This window comes from Mesorhizobium sp. USDA 4775 (genome assembly GCF_054062655.1).
This window is the reverse complement of the sequence record NZ_JBSSFM010000001.1, coordinates 5297639-5320982: the sequence shown is the minus strand read 5'-3', so window position 1 is coordinate 5320982 and position 23344 is coordinate 5297639. Positions and strand designations below refer to the sequence as shown.

23 protein-coding genes and 3 pseudogenes are annotated in these 23344 nt (G+C 65.8%); 13 read left to right on the top strand and 13 right to left on the bottom strand.

The window, feature by feature from the left end:
• Positions 1-87 precede the first annotated feature (87 nt).
• The 5 genes and pseudogenes from ACVILI_RS26025 to ACVILI_RS26005 form a co-directional block, all read right to left on the bottom strand.
• Complete coding sequence (locus ACVILI_RS26025) at positions 88-477, bottom strand: VOC family protein (protein ID WP_038648359.1); 390 nt, start codon at positions 475-477, stop codon at positions 88-90.
• A gap of 41 nt (positions 478-518) precedes the next feature.
• The gene (locus ACVILI_RS26020; RefSeq protein ID WP_051726845.1) at positions 519-1343 is read right to left on the bottom strand and encodes an alpha/beta fold hydrolase; all 825 of its coding nucleotides are present in this window, start codon (positions 1341-1343) and stop codon (positions 519-521) included.
• Complete coding sequence (locus ACVILI_RS26015; RefSeq protein WP_038648356.1) at positions 1333-1827, bottom strand: SRPBCC family protein; 495 nt, start codon at positions 1825-1827, stop codon at positions 1333-1335. Before ACVILI_RS26015 ends, ACVILI_RS26020 begins: the two co-directional genes overlap by 11 nt.
• Positions 1824-2159 carry an ArsR/SmtB family transcription factor gene (locus ACVILI_RS26010; protein WP_019859602.1) on the bottom strand — a complete coding sequence of 112 codons (336 nt, stop codon included), beginning with the start codon at positions 2157-2159 and terminating at the stop codon, positions 1824-1826. The genes ACVILI_RS26015 and ACVILI_RS26010 overlap by 4 nt, the downstream gene beginning before the upstream one ends.
• A gap of 210 nt (positions 2160-2369) precedes the next feature.
• Positions 2370-2561: pseudogene (locus tag ACVILI_RS26005) on the bottom strand (hypothetical protein); the annotation flags it as partial.
• A gap of 194 nt (positions 2562-2755) precedes the next feature.
• Between ACVILI_RS26005 and ACVILI_RS26000 the strand changes: the two are divergent.
• On the top strand, positions 2756-3163 hold the full coding sequence (locus ACVILI_RS26000) for a hypothetical protein (protein WP_223217900.1): 408 nt from the start codon (positions 2756-2758) through the stop codon (positions 3161-3163).
• 111 nt (positions 3164-3274) lie between these two features.
• Here the strand turns inward: ACVILI_RS26000 and ACVILI_RS25995 are convergent, their stop codons facing one another.
• From ACVILI_RS25995 to ACVILI_RS25980, 4 genes are all read right to left on the bottom strand, one after another.
• Positions 3275-6472 carry an efflux RND transporter permease subunit gene (locus ACVILI_RS25995; protein ID WP_240564467.1) on the bottom strand — a complete coding sequence of 1066 codons (3198 nt, stop codon included), beginning with the start codon at positions 6470-6472 and terminating at the stop codon, positions 3275-3277.
• Positions 6469-7431 (bottom strand): efflux RND transporter periplasmic adaptor subunit, encoded by a 963-nt coding sequence (locus ACVILI_RS25990; RefSeq protein WP_038648350.1) that lies wholly within the window; start codon positions 7429-7431, stop codon positions 6469-6471. Before ACVILI_RS25990 ends, ACVILI_RS25995 begins: the two co-directional genes overlap by 4 nt.
• Positions 7432-7442: 11 nt before the next feature.
• Positions 7443-7643, bottom strand: coding sequence for a YgaP family membrane protein (locus tag ACVILI_RS25985; RefSeq protein ID WP_027047108.1), 201 nt, complete (start codon positions 7641-7643; stop codon positions 7443-7445).
• A gap of 130 nt (positions 7644-7773) precedes the next feature.
• Complete coding sequence (locus ACVILI_RS25980) at positions 7774-9081, bottom strand: NAD(P)/FAD-dependent oxidoreductase (RefSeq protein ID WP_038648347.1); 1308 nt, start codon at positions 9079-9081, stop codon at positions 7774-7776.
• A 212-nt stretch (positions 9082-9293) separates the two neighbouring features.
• On the opposite strand from ACVILI_RS25980, the gene ACVILI_RS25975 reads away from it, so the two are divergent.
• On the top strand, positions 9294-9629 hold the full coding sequence (locus tag ACVILI_RS25975) for an ArsR/SmtB family transcription factor (RefSeq protein WP_038648344.1): 336 nt from the start codon (positions 9294-9296) through the stop codon (positions 9627-9629).
• A gap of 24 nt (positions 9630-9653) precedes the next feature.
• Here ACVILI_RS25975 and ACVILI_RS25970 read toward each other — a convergent pair whose 3' ends face one another.
• Complete coding sequence (locus tag ACVILI_RS25970) at positions 9654-10538, bottom strand: aldo/keto reductase family oxidoreductase (protein ID WP_019859593.1); 885 nt, start codon at positions 10536-10538, stop codon at positions 9654-9656.
• Positions 10539-10631: 93 nt separating this feature from the next.
• Here ACVILI_RS25970 and ACVILI_RS25965 point away from each other — a divergent pair, with 93 nt between their 5' ends.
• From ACVILI_RS25965 to arsK, 8 genes and pseudogenes are all read left to right on the top strand, one after another.
• Positions 10632-11537: a LysR family transcriptional regulator gene (locus ACVILI_RS25965; protein WP_019859592.1), complete on the top strand. Its 906-nt coding sequence runs from the start codon at positions 10632-10634 to the stop codon at positions 11535-11537.
• A 159-nt stretch (positions 11538-11696) separates the two neighbouring features.
• The gene (locus ACVILI_RS25960; protein WP_019859590.1) at positions 11697-13610 is read left to right on the top strand and encodes a diguanylate cyclase; all 1914 of its coding nucleotides are present in this window, start codon (positions 11697-11699) and stop codon (positions 13608-13610) included.
• A gap of 66 nt (positions 13611-13676) precedes the next feature.
• Positions 13677-14009 (top strand): ArsR/SmtB family transcription factor, encoded by a 333-nt coding sequence (locus ACVILI_RS25955; RefSeq protein WP_019859588.1) that lies wholly within the window; start codon positions 13677-13679, stop codon positions 14007-14009.
• A 7-nt stretch (positions 14010-14016) separates the two neighbouring features.
• Complete coding sequence (locus ACVILI_RS25950; protein ID WP_038648338.1) at positions 14017-14703, top strand: aquaporin; 687 nt, start codon at positions 14017-14019, stop codon at positions 14701-14703.
• The gene (arsC, locus tag ACVILI_RS25945; RefSeq protein ID WP_038648335.1) at positions 14700-15122 is read left to right on the top strand and encodes an arsenate reductase (glutaredoxin); all 423 of its coding nucleotides are present in this window, start codon (positions 14700-14702) and stop codon (positions 15120-15122) included. The genes ACVILI_RS25950 and arsC overlap by 4 nt, the downstream gene beginning before the upstream one ends.
• A 65-nt stretch (positions 15123-15187) precedes the next feature.
• Positions 15188-15508, top strand: a complete 321-nt coding sequence (locus tag ACVILI_RS25940) for an ArsR/SmtB family transcription factor (RefSeq protein ID WP_038648332.1) — start codon at positions 15188-15190, stop codon at positions 15506-15508.
• Between the two features lie 44 nt (positions 15509-15552).
• A pseudogene (locus ACVILI_RS25935) lies at positions 15553-16939 on the top strand (NAD(P)-binding protein).
• Positions 16858-18231 (top strand): arsenite efflux MFS transporter ArsK, encoded by a 1374-nt coding sequence (gene arsK, locus ACVILI_RS25930; RefSeq protein WP_457102648.1) that lies wholly within the window; start codon positions 16858-16860, stop codon positions 18229-18231. The pseudogene ACVILI_RS25935 and the gene arsK overlap by 82 nt, the downstream one beginning before the upstream one ends.
• Here arsK and ACVILI_RS25925 read toward each other — a convergent pair.
• Positions 18195-18821, bottom strand: coding sequence for a class I SAM-dependent methyltransferase (locus ACVILI_RS25925; protein WP_038648326.1), 627 nt, complete (start codon positions 18819-18821; stop codon positions 18195-18197). The two genes, arsK and ACVILI_RS25925, sit on opposite strands and share 37 nt — an antisense overlap.
• 216 nt (positions 18822-19037) lie before the next feature.
• On the opposite strand from ACVILI_RS25925, the gene ACVILI_RS25920 reads away from it, so the two are divergent.
• A complete protein-coding gene (locus ACVILI_RS25920) occupies positions 19038-19484 on the top strand; it encodes an SRPBCC family protein (protein WP_038648323.1) in 447 nt (148 codons plus the stop codon).
• Between the two features lie 28 nt (positions 19485-19512).
• Here the strand turns inward: ACVILI_RS25920 and ACVILI_RS25915 are convergent.
• A pseudogene (locus ACVILI_RS25915) lies at positions 19513-20353 on the bottom strand (helix-turn-helix transcriptional regulator).
• A gap of 78 nt (positions 20354-20431) precedes the next feature.
• On the opposite strand from ACVILI_RS25915, the gene ACVILI_RS25910 reads away from it, so the two are divergent.
• Positions 20432-21316, top strand: coding sequence for an SDR family oxidoreductase (locus ACVILI_RS25910; RefSeq protein WP_038648317.1), 885 nt, complete (start codon positions 20432-20434; stop codon positions 21314-21316).
• Positions 21317-21328: 12 nt separating this feature from the next.
• On the opposite strand, the gene ACVILI_RS25905 is transcribed toward ACVILI_RS25910, so the two are convergent.
• On the bottom strand, positions 21329-22027 hold the full coding sequence (locus tag ACVILI_RS25905) for a RibD family protein (RefSeq protein ID WP_019859577.1): 699 nt from the start codon (positions 22025-22027) through the stop codon (positions 21329-21331).
• Positions 22028-22367: 340 nt separating this feature from the next.
• Here ACVILI_RS25905 and ACVILI_RS25900 point away from each other — a divergent pair, with 340 nt between their 5' ends.
• Positions 22368-23315 (top strand): substrate-binding domain-containing protein, encoded by a 948-nt coding sequence (locus ACVILI_RS25900; protein ID WP_038648314.1) that lies wholly within the window; start codon positions 22368-22370, stop codon positions 23313-23315.
• Positions 23316-23344 lie beyond the last annotated feature (29 nt).

Here is a 23344-nt window from a genome sequence, read left to right as displayed (position 1 = left end):
GTCAGAATCCGGCCCTGCTGGCCCCGCTCACGTGCACGGCACCCCGCTGGTTGCGGGCGAGGCCGCCATTGTGAAGGCGATAGTGCCTCAACCGGCCTGTTGAGCCATGACGATGAAGTTGCCGCAGGTGTCGTCGAAGAAGGCGGCGCTGACCGGCCCCATGCGCCGGGGCGGCCCGAGAAATTTCACGCCGCGCCCGGCGAGGCGGTCGAAGTCGGCCTGGATGTCGCGGCTGGTGATCAGGGCCGCCGGGAATTGGGCATCATGGAGCGCTTGCTGCGCGGCACGCGCCGGCGCATCGCGATTGGGCTCGAGAACCAGTTCAGCGCCGTCGGCCTCGTCCGGAGACACCACCGTCAGCCAGCGGGCCTTGCCGCCGTCGTAATCATGCTTTTTCACGAAACCGAGGACCGACGTGTAGAAGGCCAGCGCCTTGTCCTGGTCATCGACCTTGATGAGGATATGACGAAGCCGCATGGTCAAATTTCCTTTTGTTCGCGTCGGGTCAGCGTCCGCGCTCAATCCCGCCCGTTGAAGAACGCCGTCAGCACCGGCGCATGCGCGGCGGGTTTCAGCATGTGGTTCTGGCCGGCCAGCGTCTGGTAGCGCGCATTGGGCAGGGCCTGTGCCAACGCCTTGTTGCCATGGCGCATCCACGACGGGCTTTTTCCGCCATCGGTCACCAATGTCGGCACGCCGAGCGTGGTCCAGCGTGCGGGATCCAGCGGCTTGCCGAGCTGGTCGCCGGCGACGATGGCGCCGTCATAAGGCAGCGTATGCGCCACTGCCTTGAGCTTGCGCCAGATCGGCGTCAGCTTCATGACGGCGATCAGCAGGCCGGGCATGCCGACCGATTTGAGGAAGGCGCTCACGGCGTCGCCGCGCCTGTCGTCCGCGATGGCTTGGCGGATCGTTGCCCAGTCGCCTTGCGTGGTCGTGCGGCTGTCGTCGACGATCAGCGGCGCTTCGTAGAGCGCAAGCCGCCTGATGCCGGGCAGGCGGGCTGCCGCCATCAGCGCCAGCATGGCGCCGGAAGACATGCCCCAGACATAGGCTTCGCCGCCGGCCGCCCGCAGCACGGCCTCGATGTCATCGATCTCGCGCTCGACCGTGTAAGGCGTGGTGTCGCCGCTGTCGCCACGGCCACGGCGGTCGTAGCGAAACACGGTGAAACCGCCTTCCAGCGCCTTGGCCAGCGGGCCGCTTGGACCCATGGTGCGCGAGCAGAGCGCGCCGTCGACGAGGATGAGCGGATGGCCCTGGCCGCGCCGCTCGCAGGCGATCGGCGTTCCATCCCGCGACAGCACGGCCTGCGTGGTCGGTTTGGCGTTCTCAGCCAGCATCGTCGGCTCCCTTGCCTATCAGCTGTTCCAGCCGGTCGAAGCTCTGCATCCAGCCGCCGCGCATGCCGAGCGCCAGCAGGCGTTCGCGGTCGGCGGCAGTCGCCAGCGTCACCTCGAAATGGACATGGGTGCGCGCGCCGTCGGGCGTGAAGCTCACCGTGTGGCGGCTCCGGCCCGGCGGCTTGCCGGCCCATTCGCGGATTTCAGGATCCGGTTCGTCGCGGTAGCTCAGCCTGGCGTTCTCGACGACTTCGAGATAGCTGCCCTGGTTGCGGTAGAGCGCGCCACTGGCGGTCAGCATGTCGATGCGCCAGCAGCCGCCGACGCGCACGTCGAGCACGCAAAGGGGAATGGTGCAGTCCCTGATGCCCCACCATTGCGCCACCAGGAGCGGATCGGTCCACAGCCGGAAGACGCGTTCGACCGGCGCGTTGAAAATGCGCTCGATGGCAAAGCTGCGGTCGGCGGTTGCGGGCGCGGTCATTCCGGCCTGTCCGCGCCGCGCCGCAGCAGGTCTTCCATGCGGTCGAAGCGGCCTTCCCACAGCTTGCGGTAGTCGTCGAGCCAGCGGTCGATGTCGCGCAGCGGCTTGAGCTCGATGCGGCTGAGATGTTTTTGCGCCGCCCGGCTGCGGGTGACGAGGCCGGCCTGCTCCAGCACGCCGACATGTTTGGAGACCGCGCGCACGGTGAGCGCGAAGGGCTGCGCCAGTTCGGCAACCGACGCTTCGCCGTCGAGCAGCCGGGCCAGTATCGCCCGGCGCGTGGGATCGGCGAGGGCGGCGAATGTGTCGTCGAGGGAGGTTTGATGAGCCATTGCGGAACCAATCAGTTCTGGAACTAATTGGTTCTATAAATGGTTTTACCTGAGCCGTCAACGCGCTTTACGGGATTGGGAGAGCTCGGGGAAATACGGCGTGAAGCCCCAGGCTCCTGTCTTTTTGTCCGCGATGCCGTTCAGCACTTCGAGCGCGTCGGCCGGCAACTCCAGTTCGGCCGCCGCCAGATTTTCCCTGAGGCGGCCCTTTTACGTGCCCAGCACCCGGTAGATCGCGGGGATGCCAGCACCGTCAGCGGCGTCGAGGAGAGGCAGGCCGAACAGCAGCGAGATCGCCAGCTCCTGGAAGATCGGATCGGTCAGGATCACCGCCGCGCCGATCATGGCGGCAAGCGCGGTCAGCAGGATCGGCTTGAACCTGATCGCGCCGGCTTCGATCAGCGGCGCGCTGGTGGCATGGGGTGCCTCGTTTCGTCTCCGATGGCCAAGCGCTGTCTGGACCTCATGTTGCCACAATCGGGAAATGCGATGGAACAGGCATCAGCAATGGGTCCAACACGTTGAAGAGCACTGTATTTCGTGCCCTCGTGGCGCTCGTCGGTACGGCGTTGCCGGCGCGGGCAGATGAGGCATGCATGGCCAATATGGGACGGTTTGAGCTCGGGCAATATGCCTGCCTGAGGGTCGGCGAGACGAGCCACCTGGCTCGCTGCGAGGTCAACCTCGATATCTTGTCCTGGAACGAGGTGCTTGACCATTGCCCGGGCGGCACCGCGCCGAAACCCGTGGCGGCTACGTCTGTTTGCCGGGCCAACGGCAAGTTCATCCCGGGCGGCGGGTTTGCTTGTCTCGTCGTGGCCGGCAGCACGCACCTGGCGCGCTGCGACACCGTGCTCAATGCTCCGTCTTGGACCAAGGTGCAGGAGGGATGCCCCGGCGCACCGCTGCCGGAAGCCACTCCGGATGCCCAGGTGCATCCTGGGCTCAAAAATCTGTTGTCAGGTCCTCGCCGCCTGTTTGAACGGCTGCGAGACGCACTCTGAAGTCAGTGACGATTGGCGGTGGCGCTGTGCTGATCCTGGTTTGGCTGGACCGCCTGTTTGGCGTGGAGAGATTTCGCGTGATCCATGTGATAATCCGGCCCCCCGTCACCTTCACGTGCGCAGCACCCGGTAGATCGCGGGGATGACCAGCACCGTCAGCAGCGTCGAGGAGGCCAGGCCGAACAGCAGCGAGATCGCCAGCCCCTGGAAGATGGGGTCGGTCAGGATCACCGCCGCGCCGATCATGGCGGCAAGCGCGGTGAGCAGGATCGGCTTGAACCTGATCGCGCCGGCCTCGATCAGCACCTCGCTCAACGGCCTGTCGGGCGACGCCGCATGGCGGATGAAGTCGACCAGCAGGATCGAATTGCGCACGATGATGCCGGCCAGCGCGATGAAGCCGATCATCGATGTGGCCGTGAACGGCGCCCCGAACAGCCAGTGCCCGCCGAGGATGCCGATGAAGGTCAGCGGGATCGGCGTCAGGATCACCAGCGGAACCTTGAACGAGCCGAACTGGGCGACGACGAGGATGTAGATGCCGAGCAGCGCGACGCCGAAGGCCGCCCCCATATCGCGGAAGGTCACCCAGGTGACTTCCCATTCGCCGTCCCACAAAAGCGTCGGCCGGCTTTCATCCTCCGGCTGGCCGTGCAGCGAGATCGCGGGCTTCTGCAGTCCGGTCCAGTCCTGCGCGTCGATGGCCTTGCTGACGGCGAGCATGCCGTAGAGCGGCGCCTCGAAGCTGCCGGCAAGCTCGGCCGTCACCATTTCGGCAGCGCGGCCATTGTGCCTGAACACCGGGAACGAAGCGCGCTCCGGCGTCACCCGCACGACATCGCCGAGTTCGACGACGCCGCGGTCGCCAGGCAGCACATTGGCCGGAATGGGGGTGGTCAGGAAGCGCTCGTCGAGCGTCCTTTCGCCCTTCGGCCGCTCGATGCGGATCGGGATCGGCTGGCGGCCACCGCCGCGATGCGAATAGCCGACGGTCTTGCCCCCATTGAGGATGGCAAGCGTGTCGAAGACGTCGCTTTCCTCGACATGGAAGAACTCCGCATCGTCGGTGGAAATCGTGGCGCGAAGCCGGCGTGCCGGCTGTCCCCAGGAATTGTCGACGTCGACGATGAAGGGCACGGAGCGGAACGCCGTTTCGATCCTGGCGGCGACCTTGCGGCGGGTCTCGCCGTCGGGTCCGTAGATCTCGGCCAGCAGCGTCGCCATCACCGGCGGACCGGGCGGCGGCTCGACCACCTTCAGGCTGGTGCCTTGCGGTACGGGGATCGTGGCGATGCGCTGGCGGACGTCGAGCGCGATCTCATGGCTGGAGCGGGCACGGTTCGCCTTCGGCAACAGGTTGAGCGCCACGTCGCCCTGCTCCGGCTCGGTGCGCAGGACGGCATGGCGGACGAGGCCGTTGAAGTTGAAAGGTGCCGCCGTCGCGGCATGTGTCTGGACCGATCGGACCTCCTTCAATTCGAGAACCTTGGCGGCGACGGCCTGCGCCACCGCATCGGTGGCTTCGACGGAAGACCCTTCCGGCAGGTCGATGGTCACCGACAGTTCGGACTTGTTGTCGAAGGGCAGGAGCTTGACCGTGACATGCTCGGTGTAGAACAGCGCGAGCGAGCCCAGGGTCAGCACGCCGACGACGAGCAGGAAGGCCCAACTCGCCTTCTTCGAGGCCAGGATCGGCCGCGCGACGGCGGTGTAGGCGCGGCCCAGCGGGCCGCCATTGCCATGATCCTGATGGGCATGCACCGGCGCCCGCCCGGCAAGTTTAAGCATCAACCACGGCGTCACCATCACCGCAACGAAGAAGGAGAAGATCATCGCCGCCGAGGCATTGGCCGGAATCGGGCTCATATAGGGGCCCATCATTCCCGAGACGAACAGCATCGGCAGCAGTGCGGCGACCACGGTCAAGGTGGCGACGATGGTCGGGTTGCCGACCTCCGCCACCGCCTCGATTGCCGCCTGCCGGCGATCGCGGCCGCCGCCCATGGCCCAGTGGCGCGAGATGTTCTCGATCACCACGATGGCATCGTCGACGAGAATGCCTATCGAAAAGATCAGCGCGAACAGCGAGACGCGGTTCAGCGTGTAGCCCATGACGCGCGAGGCAAACAGCGTGAGCAGGATGGTCACCGGAATGACGACGGCCACGACCATCGCTTCGCGGCGGCCGATGGCGACCCAGACCAGTACGATGATCGAGATCGTCGCCAGGCCGAGATGGTAGAGGAGCTCATTGGCCTTGTCGTTGGCGGTCTCGCCGTAATTGCGCGTCACGTCGATCGAGATATCGCCTGATATCAGCCCGCCCTGGAGCAATGCGACCCGGTGCAGAATGGCGTCGGCGACGGCGACCGCGTTCGATCCCGCGCGCTTGGCGATGGCGAGCGTGACCGATGGCACGCGCTCGACACCAACGCCGGCCCTGGTGACCGTCGACACCAGCGTATCGCCGGCGTCGGTGGCGAAGGCGACGTCGGCCACGTCGCGGACATAGACGGGGCGGTTGTCACGCGAGGTCAGCAGCAGGTTGCCGATCTGGTCTGGCGAGGCCAATGTCTCGCCGGCGACGATGTCGATCTGCTCGCCGTTGTCGCGAACACGTCCGGCGGGAAAGGCCTTGTTGGCGCCCGACACCTTGGCGGCGAGCTGCTGCAGGGTGACGCCGTAAAGGGCGAGCTTTTCGGGGTTCGGATTGACGCGGATGATCTCACCGGTGTCGCCGACCAGGTAGGTCAGGCCGACATTGTCGATCTTGGCGATCTCGGTGCGGAGTTCGCGCGCGACGCGGGTGAGGTCGTTGGCCGTCATGCGCGCGGCTGCCTGCGGCTTCGGCGACAGCGTCAGCGTGACGATGGCGACGTCGTCGATGCCGCGGCCGACGATCAGCGGCTCGGGCACGCCGACGGGAATGCGGTCCATGTTGGCGCGCACCTTGTCGTGGACGCGCAGCACGGCAGCGTCCGACGAGGTGCCGACGATGAAGCGGGCGGTGACCATCACCTGGTCGTCTCGCGTCTGTGAATAGACATGCTCGACGCCGTCGATGCCCTTGACGATCGTCTCAAGGGGCTCGGTGATCAGCTTGACGGCGTCGTCGGCCTTCAGCCCGTCGGCGCGCACGAAGATGTCGACCATCGGCACCGAGATCTGCGGTTCCTCCTCGCGCGGCAGCGTGAGCAGCGCCACCAGCCCGAAGGCGAAGGCGGCGACCAGGAACAGCGGCGTCAGGGGCGACGCGATGAAGGCCCGCGTCAGCGCGCCGGCAATGCCGAACGAGGCGGGACCTTTCATGGCGTGACCACGACGTCGCCAGCCGCAAGACCGGTCAGGATCTCGACATAGTCGCCGTCGGCGCGCTTGGTCCGCTCGCCCGCGACCACAGCGCGCTCGACACTGCCGCCGCCTGCGGCGACGCGCACGAAGTCGATCCCCGAACGGGTCTGGATTGCCGAAGCCGGCACCAGCAGCGCGGAGCGCTCGGCGACCGGCAGCTCGACCAGGACACGGGCATCGATGAAATTGGTATCGAGATCATCGACTTCGACGTCGGCGATGACGCGGCCATTGTCGATCTGCGGATAGATCTTTGCGAGGCGGCCGGGGGCCTCCTTGCCGCCGGTATTGATGCGGATGGCGGCGCCCGCTCTCAGCGACGCCGCGTAACGCTCCGGAACGGCAAGCCGCAGGAACACCCCGCCGCCGCCAATGGTGGCCACAACCTCACCGGCCATGATGACCGCGCCACGCGTCACCGGCACGGTCAGCACGCGGCCGTCGCCGGGCGCAAAGACATCGCCCTCGGCGCCCTGCTGCACGATCACCGAACGCTGCGCCTCGGTCGCGGCAAGCTGGTTGCGCGCGACGTCGACTTCGGTGCGCAGCTGATCGAGACGCTGCGCGGTCATGACGCCCTTGTCGACCAGCGTCTGGCCACGGGTAAGTTCGGACTGCGCCGTCTCAAGCTGCGCCTGCAAGGCACGAAGCTGGGCGTCCAGAGCGGCGACCTGAAACGCGATCTTGTCGTCCTGGACGGTCGCGATCTTCTGCCCCGCCTTGACCAGTTCGCCCTCGGTGACGGCCAGATCGACGACAAGGCCGCCGATACGGGCGCGCGCAGGAACGGTGTCGCGTGCCTCGACACGGCCATAGACCGCCTTCCATTCGGTCACCGTCGTCGGCGCCAGTGTCAGCGTGCCGGCAAACGCCGGAGAGGCCGCCAGCAACGCGGCGAACAAAAGAGGCATGCGCATGCGGATTTTCCTCAGAACGCGCATCCCGGCTTGATGCCGAGCTTGCGGAAGACCATCGCCGCGGGGCAGAAGCCGGTGAACGCCGACTGCAGCATGTTCAAGCCGACGAAGACCGTCAGCCATACGAACAGCGGCGAGACAAAGGCGGTGAGCACGACGGACAGCAGCACCATGACGCCGGCGAAGGCGAGAACGGAACGGTCGAGGGACATTGTCATCTCCATTTGTATATGATGATATCTAAATATATGAATATTACCACTGACCGCAAGAGGCGATGCCAGATTTGTCGCTGACGGTGCACCGCGCCCGCCAACCACCGTCCGCAAAGGCTAGCGCCGGTCAGGCTCCCGGGACGTCGGTTGATGCCTCGACCTTGATCTGCTTGAGCTTATCGATCCCAAGCGCATGCAGTGCGAGGCGCTCATAGAAGGGTTCGGACTTGCCGGCCCTTATCTTGTGCAGGAAATACTTCTCGAAGCCGACCTTGGCGGTGTGCACCCATTTGCCGGAGGACGACCAGTTGACATTGCGCGGCGGGATCTGCGGCTGCGCCACGAAGGCGACGCCGGAATCGCCGAAATCGGCGAGGCAGACCGCATTCCATGTGCCCTGGGCGTCAGGCTGCTTGCCCTCCACCAGCCGGCCGATGTTGCGCGCCGTCGCCGTGACCATGGATTCGATCATGAAGCCGGTCTTGGGCACGCCAACGGGGACCGGCGTCTTGCCGATCGGCGGGATGGCGACGCAGACGCCGACCGCGAATATTTCGGGGAACGCCGGGTTGCGCTGGTGCTTGTCGACAAGGATGAAGCCGCGCGGATTGGTCAGGCCCTCGATGCCGCGCACCGCCGCCACGCCGCGAAAGGCCGGCAGCATCATGGCATAGGCGTGCGGCAATTCATGCGCCTGCCTGACCGACCCGTCGTCGGCGAGTTCCTGGACGAACATCTTGCCGGGCTCGACCTTGTCGACCTTGGCGTTGCAGATCCACTTGATGTGATGCTGGCGCATCTCGCTCTCGAGCAGGCCCTTGGTGTCGCCGACGCCGTCGAGGCCGAGATGGCCGATGTAGGGTTCGGAGGTGACGAAGGTCATGGGCACGCGGTCGCGCACCCTGGCGTCGCGCAAGGCCTTGTCGAGGATGAAGGTGAATTCGTAAGCCGGCCCGAAGCAGGACGCGCCCTGGACAGCGCCGATGACGACCGGGCCCGGCTTGGCGACGAGCGCGTCGAAGGCCGTCCTGGCCTTGAGCGCGTGATCGATGTGGCAAACGGACTGGGTGTTGTGCTCCGGCCCGAGACCCTCGATCTCGTCGAAAGCGAGTTCGGGGCCGGTGGCGATGACCAGATAGTCGTAGGAGACGGATGAGCCGTCGTTGAGTTCCACCGTGCGCTCGACGGGATGGACGCGCCTAGCTCCCTGCGGATGAAAACCGATCTTGCGCCGTGCCAGCACCGGAGCAAGGTCTATTTCGACCGCTTGCCTGTCGCGCCAGCCGACGGCGACCCAGGGGTTGGACGGCACGAATGAATAGTGGCTGCCATTGTTGACGACGGAGACCTGGTGTTCCCCGGCCAGTCCGTCGCGAAACTCGTAGGCCATGATGGTGCCTCCCAGCCCGGCACCCAGGACGACAATATGCGCCATGTTCTTCCTCCGTTGCGGCGTCGCTTTGGCGCAACGCCGACACTGCCGATCCCTTGCGGGATTGGTTGATCTTGCGCCATTGTGGCGGGCTGCGATTTGACGCTGATCAAGCGACGTTGACGGAGCGAAGCATCGGCATCGATCCATCGACTTGACAGGCAGCCGTGCCAGGCTAATATTATTTGTAAATCTTAATATGATAATGTGTTCATATGCGCAACATAAAAATAGCCGAACTGGACAAGCGGGCGCGCGAAGCGTCCGAACTGCTCGCCGCGATGGCAAATGAAAAACGGCTGATGATCCTGTGCCATCTGCTGGACGGCGAGACGAGCGTGAACGAACTGGCCGAACTGGTTGGGATGAACCAGTCGGCGCTGTCGCAGCAGCTTTCAAAGTTGCGCGCGCTCAAGCTCGTGGACACGAGGCGCGACGCCCAGCAGGTCTACTATCGGTTGGCTTCGGTGGAGGTCGAGCGAATCCTGCAGACGCTCTACGGCATCTATTGCGATCCGCAGACACGGATCGCCAGGGTCGGCAGCCGGTAGCTGCCGACCGACGGCAGCAATGCCTTATGCCGCTTGCTCGGCTTCACTGCCGATGCCGTTCAGCACTTTGAGCGCATCGGCCGGCAGGTCGAGTTCGGCCGCCGCCAGGTTCTCGCGGAGATGACTGAGCGAGGAGGTGCCGGGGATGAGCAGGATGTTGGGCGCGCGGCGCAGCAGCCAGGCGAGCGCCACCTGCATCGGCGTCGCGCCGAGTTTCCGGGCGACATTGGCCAGCGTGTCCGACTGCAGCGGCGTGAAGCCGCCAAGCGGGAAGAACGGCACATAGGCGATGCCGTCGGCGGCAAGCGCGTCGATCAGCGCATCGTCGTCGCGGTGCGCGATATTGTACTGGTTCTGCACGCAGACGATCTCGGTGATGCTGCGTCCCTGGGCGATCTGGGTCGATGTGACGTTGCTCATGCCGATATGGCGGATGAGGCCCTGGCGCTGCAATTCGGCGAGCGTGTTCAACTGCGGCTCGAGGGATCCTTCGGCGGGGCCGTGGATGCCATGCATGGAGCGCAGGTTGACGACCTCGATCACATCAAGCCCGAGATTGCGCAGATTATCGTGCACGGCCTCGGTCAGTTCCTTGGGCGACATTGCTGGAAGCCAGGATGCATCGGCGCCGCGCCGGGCGCTGACCTTGGTGACGATGGTGAGGTTGGCGGGGTAGGGGTGCAGCGCCTCGCGGATGATCTGGTTGGTGACGTGCGGGCCATAGAAATCCGATGTGTCGATGTGGTCGACGCCGCTGGCGATCGCCTCGCGCAGCACGGCGAGGGCTGCGTCACGATCCTTCGGCGGGCCGAAGACGCCCGGTCCCGCCAGTTGCATGGCGCCGTAGCCGAGGCGCTTCACGGTGCGGTCGCCGAGTTTGTAGGTTCCGGCCTTGCTGATGTCGGTCATGGTCTCATCTCCTTTGGATCGGCCCAATGTAGACAAAGCGCGCCTGCGCGATAATATGGCGCAATCGGCACAGCCTGTGCGGAAAGGCGAACAATGGCAGCGGATCTTGGCGACCTACAGGCGTTCATCGCGGTGGCGCGCGCCGGCGGCTTTCGCGAAGCGGCCCGGGTGGGCAATGTCAGCGCCTCCAGCCTCTCGGAGACGGTGCGGCGGCTGGAGACCGGGCTTGGCGTACGGCTGCTCAACCGCACGACGCGCAGCGTCGCCCCCACCGAGGCCGGCGCGCGCCTGCTCGAGCGGCTCGGCCCGGCGCTCGGCGAAGTCGAGGCGGCGCTCGACGTGGTCAACGGCTTTCGCGGCCGCCCGGCCGGCACGCTGCGGCTCAACGTGCCGGTCGTCGCGGCGAAACTGGTGCTGCCGCGCCTGTTGCCGCCCTTCCTCGCCGCCTATCCCGACATTCGCGTGGAAGTCACCGCCGAGGACAGTTTCGTCGACATATTGGCGAGCGGCTGCGACGCCGGCATCCGCTATGAAGAGCGGCTGGAGCAGGACATGATCGCCGTGCCGATCGGCCCGCGCCGGCAGCACTACGCCACCGCCGCCGCACCTTCCTATCTCGACCGGCACGGCCGCCCCGAGCACCCGCGCGACCTGTTGCATCACGCCTGCCTGCGCGGCCGCTTCGCCAGCGGCCTGACGCCGCCCTGGGAATTCGAACGCGACGGCGAGGTGGTGAGCGTCGAACCGACCGGCCCGCTTCTGGTCAGCACCGGCACGGCGATGGCGCTTGCGCTCGAAGTGGCGGTCGCCGGCGGCGGCATCGTCTCGCTGTTCGAGGACTGGCTGCGCCCCTATTTCGACGATGGCCGGCTGGAGCCGGTGCTGGAACCCTGGTGGCAGGAATTCTCAGGCCCGTTCCTCTACTATCCCGGCCGCCGCCTCACACCGGCGCCGCTCAGGGCGTTCATCGATTTCGTCGGCACGATGCGCTGGGGCTGATTTCGAGCCGATATCGCGCCGCCGGATGGCCATGCCCGTTGGCCCTGCTTGTCTGGTTCCTTCGACAAAGAGTCAAAAGCCTGACGTAACACTTTGTTGTCATTGAGGGACTATCGAGGGGGCGATACGGCGAAAGCCCGGTGACAGGAAAGGCGCGCAATGGGTTCGCCCTGGTCCGAATTGCTGGCCAATCTCGCGGTCGTTGCGATGTTCGTTTCGGTCTGGATCCACACGCATGTGTGGCTGGATCGCAGGCCGGCCCCGGTAAAAGCCGCGGCCTTCGGCTTGCTTATGGGCGCCGGCGCCATCGTCGTGATGCTGACTCCCATGCAGTTGCAGCCGGGCGTGCTGGTCGATCTCAGGGCGACGATGATCGCCATTGCCGGCTTCTTCGGCGGTCCCGTCGCCGGCATTGTCGCCGGGGTCATGGCCGGTGCTTTCCGGACTTTCGAGGGTGGCATCGGCGCCTTCGCTGGAGCGGTCGGGATCGCGGCCACCATGCTGGTGGGCGTTGCCGGCAATCTTGCACTCAGGGGCCGCCGGCCCAGCATGGCCGACATCATGATCCTGGGTGCCGCAGCCGCGTGTGGCTCGCTGCTCGGCCTCAGCGTCCTGCCGCGCTCGGTCGTACAGACGGTTCTGCCGCAGGTGGTGTTTCCCTCCAGCCTGCTCATCTTTGTCTCCGTGGCAATGTCGGGGCTGGCGCTCTACCAGGAGCGGCGTCGCTTGGAGGCGCTGCAATCGAGGCGCATCTTCAAGGCGGTGGTCGAGACATTGCCCGACTGCCTAAACGTCAAGGATCTCGACGGACGCTTCATCGCCGCCAATCCGGCAACCGCCGAGTTGATGCACGCAGCCAACGCGAAGGCGCTGATCGGCAAGACGGACTTCGATTTCTACCCCAGCGAAACGGCGCGGGCATTCCGCGAGGACGAGCTCGCCGTCCTGGCATCCGGCACCGCCTCCACCATCGAGCAGCATCTTCACCACGAGGACGGCACCGATGGCTGGCTGGCGACACTGAAGGCGCCGTTTCGCGATAGGACCGGGGCCGTCATCGGCCTGATCACGCACAATCGCGACATCACCGAGCGCAAGCGGCTGGAGACCGAGCTGGCGGAAAGCCAGGCAAGGCTGGGAGACGCGCTCACGCACATGGCCGACGGGCTGGTGATGTTCGATCCCGCCGGAAAGCTCATTCTGTGCAACGCCCAGTATCGGGCCCTGTTTCCGAAGACGGCCGACATCAGGGTGCCCGGCACCGACTATCGCGACATATTGCGTGCCTCGGTCGCACGCGGCGAAAGCATCACGCCGCCCGACGCCGTCGAGGGCTGGATTGCCGAGATCATGGTCACGCAAACGCATGCCAGCCACCGCCAGATCCGGCTCGCCGACGGGCGCTGGCTCGACGTGCGGACCCGGCCGACCGGCAATGGCGGCAGCCTGAGCGTGTTTTCCGACATCACCGAGGCCAAGCAGGTCGAGGCGGAATTGCTGGCCGCCAACGAGAAGCTGAACCTCCTCGCGCATCGCGACGGGCTGACCGAACTGTTGACCCGGCGGGCCTTCGACGAGGCGCTGGCGCGCGAATTCGCCCGCGGCCGGCGCAACGCCACACCGCTCAGCCTGCTCATCATAGACGTCGACTGGTTCAAGCGGTTCAACGACCATTATGGCCATCCGGCCGGCGACGAATGCCTGCGCGCCGTCAGCGGCTGCATCGAGGCAACGGCGCGGCGGCCGGCCGACGCGGCGGCCCGCTATGGCGGCGAGGAGTTCGCGATCGTCCTGCCCGAGACCGACGCCAGAGGCGCCTTCGTCATCGCCGAGACCCTTAGAGGCAAGGTGCGCGACCTCCGGCTTGCGCATGCCGGCAGCGAAAAGGGCATCGTCACCGTCAGCATCGGGGTAGGCACTTTCGACGGGAGTGCCGACATCGAGATTGCCGATCTGCTGCGGCGCGCCGACGAGGCCCTCTATGGCGCCAAGGCCGCCGGGCGTGACCGCGTGCATGGCTGGCGCCCGCATCTGAGCGAACCACGCACGACGGGTTCCCGGCACAAGGCGTGAGCCCTGGTCGTCACACCACTGTCATGGTCCGCTGCCACTAATCCATACATCTGGATAGATGGATCGATGGACAAGACAACAGCATTGCTGGCGCTCGCAGCACTCGGCCAGGAAACCAGGCTGGAGGTGTTCCGGCTGCTGGTGCGGGCCGGGGACGAGGGCGTGCCGGCAGGCGAGATCGCGACGCGGCTCGGCACGGTGCAGAACACCATGTCGGCGCATCTGAAGATCCTCGGCCAGGCCGGGCTGGTCCATGCCGAGCGCGAAGGCCGCAGCATCCGCTATACGGCCGACATGACCGGGTTTCGCGATCTGCTGGCCTATCTGATGGAGGATTGCTGCAATGGCGCGCCGGAGCTTTGCCAGCCGATCCTCCAGGCGGTGACCTGCAAATGTTGAGCTTGACATGACCGATCTTCGTCGCCGCCTCGCAGCCGAAGCCTTGGGCACCGCCATGCTCGTCGCCACGGTGGTCGGTTCGGGGATCATGGCCAGACGGCTGACCGGCGATGTCGCACTTTCGCTGCTCGGCAACACCCTTCCCACCGGCGCCATTCTGGTGGTGCTGATCACCACGCTGGGGCCAATCTCCGGCGCGCATTTCAACCCGGCTGTTACCCTGGTTTTCGGCCTGCGGCGCGACATTGGCTGGCTGGCCGCGCTGGGCTATATCACTGTCCAGATTCTCGGCGGCCTCGCCGGCACGCTGGTCGCGCATGCCATGTTCGAGCTGCCGCTGCTGCAGGTGTCGGCGACGGTGCGCAGCGGGCAGGGGCAGTGGCTGGCCGAACTGGTCGCGACTTTCGGCCTGGTCTTCACCATCCTTGCCGGCTTGCGCTTCCGCAGCGACGCCATCCCCTGGCTGGTCGGGCTCTACATCACCGCAGCCTATTGGTTCACGGCCTCGACCTCTTTCGCCAATCCGGCGGTGGCCATTTCGCGCGCCTTCTCCAACACGTTTGCCGGCATCCGGCCCTCCGATGTGCCGGCCTTCATAGCGGCGGAACTGGTGGGCGCGCTGCTGGCGCTGGCCGTGGCCGGATGGCTGCTGGCTGAACCCAAGACCCTCACTCAGATGAAAGCCGCGCAATGACCATCACCATCTATCACAACCCCGATTGCGGCACCTCGCGCAACACGCTGGCGATCATCCGCCAATCCGGCGAAGAGCCGCAGGTGATCGAGTATCTGAAGACGCCGCCGTCGCGCGAAAGGCTCGTCGAACTGATCGAGGCGATGGCGATGACGCCGCGTGCGCTGCTGCGCGAGAAGGGCACGCCCTATGCGGAACTCGGCCTTGGCGATCCCAAATGGAGCGACGACGAGATCCTCGATTTCATGCTGGCGCATCCGATCCTGATCAACCGGCCGATCGTGGTGAGCCCGCTCGGCGTCGTGCTGGCCCGGCCGTCCGAAAAGGTCCTCGACATCCTGCCCAATCCGGAGATCGGCGCGTTCACCAAGGAGGACGGCGAGGTCGTCATCGACGCGAGCGGCAAGCGGGTCGTCTGAAGCCTATTTCGATATTCTTCGAAATAGGACTTGACGGTTTCCGTCGCCGGCCGCATGCTATTTCCATGAAACTCGAACAAGCAGCGAAGCAGCTGGAAGCGCTCGGCAATCCGACGCGGCTGAACCTCTATCGTATCCTGGTGCGGGCCGGCGAAGCGGGCCGGCCGGTCGGTTATTTGCAGGAGAGCCTCGGCATCGCCGCCTCGACGCTGTCGCACCATCTGCACCGGCTGATCCTGACCGGGCTGGTCAGCCAGGAGCGGCAGGCGACGACGCTGATCTGCCGCGCCAACTATCCCATGATGAACGATCTGATCGGCTTTCTGGCCGACGAATGCTGCGCCGATGCCGCCTGCAGCCCGGCAGCGGGGGACGCGGCCGCCTGATTTTTTTGCCTGTTATTTCGATAGTACCGGAAGGATAGAAGCTGATGCAAAACGATCTGCCCATCGCCGTCATCGGCGCCGGTCCGGTTGGTCTCGCCGCCGCTGTTCATCTCATGGCCCGGGGCCTGCCGGTGAGGCTCTATGAGGCCGGCAGCGGTGTCGCGGCCAATCTGCGGGATTGGGGCCATGTGCGGGTGTTCACGCCCTGGCGCTATTGCGTCGACGAGGCGGCCAGGAAGCTGCTCGAAGCCCATGGCTGGCGGATGCCGGACGCGGAAGCCTTTCCCACCGCCGATGAACTCGTCGCGCACTATCTCGAGCCGCTCGCCAACCTGCCGGAACTGGCGCCAGCGATCGAAACCAAGGCGCGTGTCGTCGCCATATCGCGCTGGGGCGCCGACAAGGTGCGCGGCAGCGAGCGTGGGACGCGGCCCTTCATGCTCGTGGTCGAAACCGCCAATGGCACCAGGCGCGACAGCGCCCGCGCGGTCATCGATGCCTCGGGGACATGGCGCACGCCCAATCCGCTCGGCGCCGGCGGCATCGCGGCCGAAGGCGAGGCCGACTTCGCCGACCGCATCGCCTACGGCATCCCCGATGTCCTTGGGCGCGACCGCGCGCTCTATGCCGGCCGCACGACGCTGGTCGCCGGTTCCGGCCATTCGGCGGCCAACGCCTTGCTCGACCTTGCCGGGCTGGCGGATGTCGCGCCCGGCACGGCCTTCATCTGGGCGGTGCGCGGAACCGACCTCGTGCGCATCTATGGCGGCGGCGACGCCGACCAATTGCCGGCGCGCGGCGAACTCGGCGCCGATATCCGCGACCTCGCCGAAAGCGGCCGCGTCCAGCTGGTGACGGGCTTTGCGACGCTTGCGATCCGCGAGCGTGACGGAAGGCTGATCGTCGAGGGGCAAAGCGAGGAGGGATTGCTGCAACTCGGCCCCGTCGACCGCATCATCGCCGCGACCGGGCAGCGTCCGGACCTGTCGCTGACCCGGGAGCTCAGGCTCGATCTCGATCCGTGGCTGGAAGGCGTCAAGGCGCTCGGTCCGCTCATCGATCCCAACGAGCATTCCTGCGGCGACGTGCCGCCGCATGGCCACCGCGAACTCAGCCATCCGGAGCCAGGCTTCTACACGGTCGGCATCAAAAGCTATGGCCGCGCGCCGACCTTCCTGCTGCTCACCGGCTACGAGCAGGTGCGCTCGGTCGCGGGCGGCGCTCGCCGGCGACATGGCGGCGGCCGACGCGGTGCAATTGGTGCTGCCCGAAACCGGCGTCTGCACGGTGCCGGCTGGCCGTGCGTCGCAGGGCTGCTGCGGCGGGCCGGCGCCGGCGGCGATCGATGCGTGCTGCGTGGCGGATGCCGACGCCAAGGCCGCCGGCAAAAGCGGTTGCGGTTGCGCGGGCAAGATGGAAGCCGCCGAGTGAGCGACGCCAAGATCCCCGCTTGCGCCATCTGGGCGCTGGGCACCACGCAGATCGTCGGCTACGGCACGCTCTACTACAGCTACAGCATCCTGGCGCCGGCGGTGGCGGCGGAACTCGCCTGGTCGCAGCAATGGGTGTTCGCGGTGCTGTCGGTGTCGCTGCTGGCAAGCGCCATACTGGCGCCGTTCGCGGGCAGCCTGGCGGACCGGGTCGGGGCAGGGCGCCTGATGGTGCCGGGATCGCTGGCGGCGGCGGGCGCGTTGCTGTTGTGCGCGCTGGCGCCGGGGCGCGCCGGCTTTGCGCTTGGCGTGCTAGCCATGGAACTCGCCTCCTGCTTCGTGCTCTACAGCACGGCCTTCGTCGCCATCGTGCAGCTCGGCGGTGCGCGGCGCGGCATCACCCATCTCACCTTGATCGCCGGCTTCGCCTCGACCCTGTTCTGGCCACTGACGACGCTCCTGCACCAGCATCTCGGCTGGCGCGAGGTTCTCGCTCTCTTTGCCGCGCTCGACGCCTTTGTCTGCCTGCCGATCCATTGGTGGCTGGCCCGGCTTTCCAACCGTACCGGCAAGGCGACGGAGCGGATCGTCCCGGCAACGGTGGGCGTGTCGGGGCCAGCGCCCGACCGGCGATGGTCGCTCCTGTTCGTCCTGGTGCTGGCCGGATTTGCCATAGAGGGGTTCATGCTTTCGGCAATCCTCGTGCAGATGGTGCCCTTGCTCACTCTGGTCGGTCTCGGCGGGGCCTCGGTGCTGGTCGCCAGCCTGTTTGGCCCGTCGCAAGTGGCGAGCCGGCTGGTCAACATGCTGTTCGGTCGCGGCCTGTCGCAGACATCGCTGGCGCTCGGTGCGACCGCCGGACTGGCCGGCGGCCTTGCCGTGCTGCTGATGGTGGCGCCCTCCGTTCCCGGCGCCATGCTGTTTGCCGTGCTTTTCGGCTTCGGCTCGGGCCTGATGAGCATTGTCGGAGGCACGCTGCCGCTCGAATTGTTCGGCCAGGAACGCTACGGCTCCTATGTCGGCTGGATCACGGCGGCGCGCCAGTTCAGCTCCGCCTTCGCCCCGTTCGGCCTGACCCTGATGATATCGAGCCTCGGCGTCTTCCCGGCCTTGTGGCTCAATGTCGTGGTCGGCCTGTTCGGCATCGCCGCCTTCGCCGCCGTCGCGCTGATCAGCCGGCAATCGCGTAGGGGTGAAAAGGGCGGCACGGCCGATACGACGGCGCCGGGCGCGGACAGTTTTGCAGCAGCGCCAGGTTACGTGTCAGGTGCTCGCCTGAAAACGCTGAACTGAAAGGACTGAGAGGAGCCCCATGGCGTCAGATGCAGATGGTCGAGTGTGCGAACCAGTGCAAAGCCGGATCCAAGGACTTGGGCGAGCTTGCTTGCATCGTATCTTTGAACGGGCAGGCCGCTGCATTTCTCCGGCCCGTCGAGCGCGAAAGTCGCGATAATCGCGTAGCCATTCGGTGCGAGTGCCCGTCCGAGTGTTGACAGGTAAGCGTCACGATCCGCTTCTTCGACCATGAAATGGAAGGCAGCCCTGTCATGCCAGACATCGTAAAGTCGCCTCGGCGACCAGGTGCGAATGTCAGCCACGATCCAATCGATTTGGCCGCCTGTCCCAGCCAGTCGACCGCGAGCCGCCGCGATCGCCGCCGCAGACAGATCCAGGACAGTGGCGTCCTCAAAGTGTTGTTCCTGAAGATTATCCACCAATCGAGAGGCGCCGCCCCCTACGTCAATGATGGCAGAGCTGCGATCGGCAATCTCTTTTATCAACGAAAGAGAGGGCTCGGGATTATCTTGGAACCAACTGACGCCGTCCTCGCGTTTCGATTCATAAGTTGCGTTCCAGTGCAACTGCGATGCCTCTTTCTCCATCGGGCCGGGCCTCACTTTTGGTGACACCGTCCAGCATATCAGTCGCGGTCGCCGGCCGGTGATCAAATTGTGGAAGCACGATTGTTCAGACCGGCAAGGATTGATCCAGCAGGGGCTGTTCGCGCCAAGGCGCAAATTGCCGCCAGCTGAAATTGCGCGGAAGTGCCAACCGATATTGCGTTACACTTTCCCCCGGCAGTCGCGGTAAATGCGGGGATGACCGATCCCTCCGCACCGATCGTCAAAACCATCGTTATCGAGGCAGCGCCGGCTGAGGTCTGGCAGGTGCTGACGACGCCCGCGATGATCCGGCAATGGATGTCGGACGAGGAACTGACCGTCAGGCTGGAAGGGCATGCCGGCGGCGCGATCGTGATACGCGGGCTGCTGCATGGCATGCGGTTCGAGAACCATGGCACGGTCCGGGCGTTCGAGCCGGAGCGGCTGTTCTCCTACAGCTACTGGAGCACGCTGTCGGCCTCGCGCCTGGCGGACGTGCCCGAAAACCAAACGCTGGTCCGTTTCGCATTGGCGCCGGCGGATCAGGGAACGCTGCTGACGCTGCCGCTCTGCGACTTCGCCGAACCGGCGATCCGCCCGCACGCCAATCTCTACTGGGGCCCGACCTTGCAGATCCTGAAGGCGGTATGCGAGCGTCCTTGACGAAGACGCCGCGCAGTGAGCCCAGCCTTTACCCCTTTGGACGCCGCGCCAAAGCCCGGATGCGGTCGGCGACCTTGCTGTCGATCGGGTTGTAGACCGTCAGGTTCAAATCCGGCCGGCCGTCGACCGCGAAGGACGAGTATTCCAGCTCGATGTCACCCAGTTCCGGGTGCTTCAGCCGCTTTGTCCCGTCGCCATGGGCGAGCACGTCATTCTCCTGCCACAGCGCGGCGAACTCGGGCGCTGCCGCTGCACAGTTCGTCCACCAGCTGGGTGACCTCGGAGACGGCGCCGGCACGCGCCGCATCGGCCCGAAAAGCGCCGACGACGAAACGGGCAAGGTTTTCCCAATCATTCTGCTTGGCGCGGATGTGGGGCGTGAGGAACATGAAGCGCAATATGTTGCGCCGGCCGGCGGGGATGGTGCCGTAGTCGGTCAGCACGATCTCGGCGGCTCGGTTCCAGGCGACGACGTCCCAGGTGGCGGTCTTGACCAAAGCGGGGCTGGCCTCGAGCGTGTCGATGAGGCGCTGCAGCCGGGGGCTGACGCCCTCGTCGCCCCGGTAGCGGACCTCGGGCGGACGGCCGAGCCCCAGCATGAAGAGATGTTCGCGCTCCGCCTCGGTCAACAGCAGCCCCTTGGCGATGCGGTTCAGCACATCGGCCGAAGGCGCGCCGCCACGGCCCTGTTCCAGCCATGTGTACCAGGTCGGGCTGATGTTGGCGCGCTGGGCGACTTCTTCGCGGCGCAGCCCCGGCGTGCGCCGGCGCCCGGAGAAGCCGAACGAGGCGGGATCGAGCCGGGTGCGCCGGTCTTTCAGGAAGGCTGCGAGCGTGCCGGCTGAGTTTGTGGGCATCCTGTTAGGCATTATACCATGATAAGGTCACTACTTTAATGGAATAATAGACCGGAGATATTGCGCAGGCAACTGTGCAGGAGATTTTGCATGCGTATCTTTTTGACCGGCGCCACCGGTTTCATCGGCTCGGCGCTTGTTCCCGAACTCATCCAGGCCGGCCATGAGGTGGTCGGCGTCACCCGCTCCGATGCCGGCGCGGAGGCGCTGGCGGCGGCGGGCGCCGAAGTGCATCGCGGAACCCTCGAGGATCCGACAAGCCTGCGCAGCGGCGCGGCCGAAGCGGACGCCGTGATCCACACCGCCTTCGACCATGATTTCTCGCGCTTTGCCGAGAACTGCGAAAAGGACAGCCAAGTGATCGCGGCACTCGGCCAGGCATTGGCCGGATCCGACCGGCCGCTGGTCATCACGTCGGGCGTCGGCATGGGCAGCCCCGGACATGGCCAACTGGCGGTCGAGGACGTCTTCAACGCCAGCCATCCCAATCCGCGCATCGCATCGGAACTCGCCGGCAATGCCTTGCTGGAGGCCGGCATCAATTTGTCGGTCGTTCGCCTGCCGCAGGTGCACAATCCGGTCAAGCAGGGGCTGATCTCGCCGCTCATCGAGGTCGCGCGCGAAAAAGGCGTCTCGGCCTATGTCGGCGAAGGCCGCAATCGCTATTCGGCGGGGCATCTCTCCGACGCCGCGCGGCTCTACCGGCTTGCTGTCGAAAAGCGCCAGCCGGGCGCGCGCTATCACGCGGTCGGCGAGGAAGGCGTCGAGGTGCGCGCCATCGCCGAGGCGCTTGGCCGGGGCCTCAACCTGCCCGTCGTCTCGATCGCGCCGGAAAAGGCGGCGGAGCATTTCGGCTGGATGGGAATGTTCGCCCCCATGGACCTGCCCGCGTCCAGCGCGCTGACCCAGGCACGGCTCGGCTGGCACCCGACCGGCCCGACGCTGATCGCTGATCTCGACGCCATGCGCTATTGAGGCGCTGCGGCCTCAGCCAGGGCTGACGGCGTAGCGCAAGTGGATCAGCCCATGCGCCAGCGTTTCGCAGCTTGTCAGCGACAGCTGCATCTTGCCGGCGAGGCCGCTTTCGCCGAACTCGACAAAACCCTGGTTTCCCGCCCGCGCGTCGAGCGCGGGCGCGACGAGCAGGCTTAGTTCATCGACAAGCCCGGCCGCGAAGAAGGAGCCGTTGATGCCGGCGCCGCCTTCGAGCAGCAGACGCCTTATGCTGAGCTCACGCCCGAGCACGTCGAGCATGGCGGCGAGATCGATCTCGGCCGTTTCCGACACGATGTAGGACACGCCGTCGGCGGCGAGCTCGGCCAGATGGCTGTCGGAGACGTCACGCCCAAGCAGCACCACGACATGGTCGCCGCCGACATCGGGCTTGGCGAAGTGGAGCTTGCCGGAGGTATCGAGCGCCACGGCATAGGTTCCCGCGTCGCGTTGCGCGAAATGATGCGGCCGCTCGACCTTGCCGGCATGCGCCGGCGGGTGCGCGCCGGCCTTGCTCATCTCGGCCATGGTGACGCGCCCGACGATCCAGGCGTCGCCCCGGAGATCGCCGTGGATCTGCTCATAGAGGCCTGACCACTCGGCCCGGGTTCCGTCCCGGCTGGCGGTGTAGCGGCTCGGATGAAGACTGCCGTCGAGCGAGGCGAGCATATGGCAGATGATATGCGGCTTCATGCAATTCTCCAGGGACGGACTGATCTTCAGAAGGACTCGGGGGTTCAAACTAGGGCCGCAGCCCCGGAATGGAAGCCGAGGCAAGTCGGTTTGATCAAAATTCCGACAATTCCGATAATTCGCCTCCAGCACTGTTATATCGATGTTGCACAAATGGTTGACCCTGGGCTAGCATTCCCTTGCTGATGCCGATGGGAGGCAGTTTTTGCAACGGCGATCAGCTGGAGCGGCATGCGCTGTCCTGCGCAAGGAGGATGCTCCAACACTTTGAACCGACGCATGATCCTTCCTGAAACCGTCCCGGTTTCCGGGGCGTGCGTTCTTGTGGAGGAGATCAACCATGAACAGACGTGAATTCCTGATGACGTCCGTGGCCGCAAGCGCCATGATGCTTGCAGCACCTTCGGCGTTCGCCGAGGACAAGCTGACCATACTGGGCTCGGTGCCCAATCTTGGCTTTCCGTTCTTCGTGCACATGCTCAATGAGATCAAGGCCGAAGCGCAGGCGCAAGGCGTTAACCTGACCGAAAGCGACGGCCAGAATTCAGCCACCAAGCAGACCGCCGACATCGAAGCGGCGCTGGTGCAGAAGGTCAACGCCATCGTGATTTCGCCGCTCGACGTCAACGCGCTGGCGCCGGCGATCGAGGAAGCGGTCAAGGCCGGTGTTCCCGTGGTGACGATCGACCGCCGCGTCGACGGTGTCCAGGGCATCCTCGCCCATGTCGGCGCCGACAATGTCAAGGGTGGCGAGGCGGAGGCGCAAGCCATGGTGGCGGCGTTCCCCAACGGCGCCAAGCTATTCCATCTGCAGGGCCAGCCGGGTGCCGGTCCGGCGATCGACCGCAACAAGGGCGTGCACAATGTGCTCGATCCCCTGAAGGACAAGTACCAGATCATCTTCGAGCAGACCGCAAACTTCGCCCGCGCCGAGGCGTTGTCGGTGACGGAAGCCGGGCTCGCCGCCAATGGCAAGCCGGACGCCATCATCTGCGCCAATGACGACATGGCGCTCGGCGCGCTCGAGGCTTGCGCGGCGCGCAACTTCACCGACGTCAAGATCTACGGCTTCGACGCGCTGCCGGAAGCGCTGGTTGCCGTGCGCGACGGCAAGCTCGCCGGCACGGTCGAACAGTTCCCCGGCCAGCAATCGCGCACCGCCGTGCAGATCGCGGTCGCCTACGCCAAGAACAAGACCGAGCCGAAGGAGAAGCTGGTGCTGTTGACGCCGATCGTCATCGGCAAGGACAATCTCGACAAGGCCGAGAGGTTGAGCGAGACGAAGTAGGCTGATTGGATGAGGCCGGCGGGACAGCA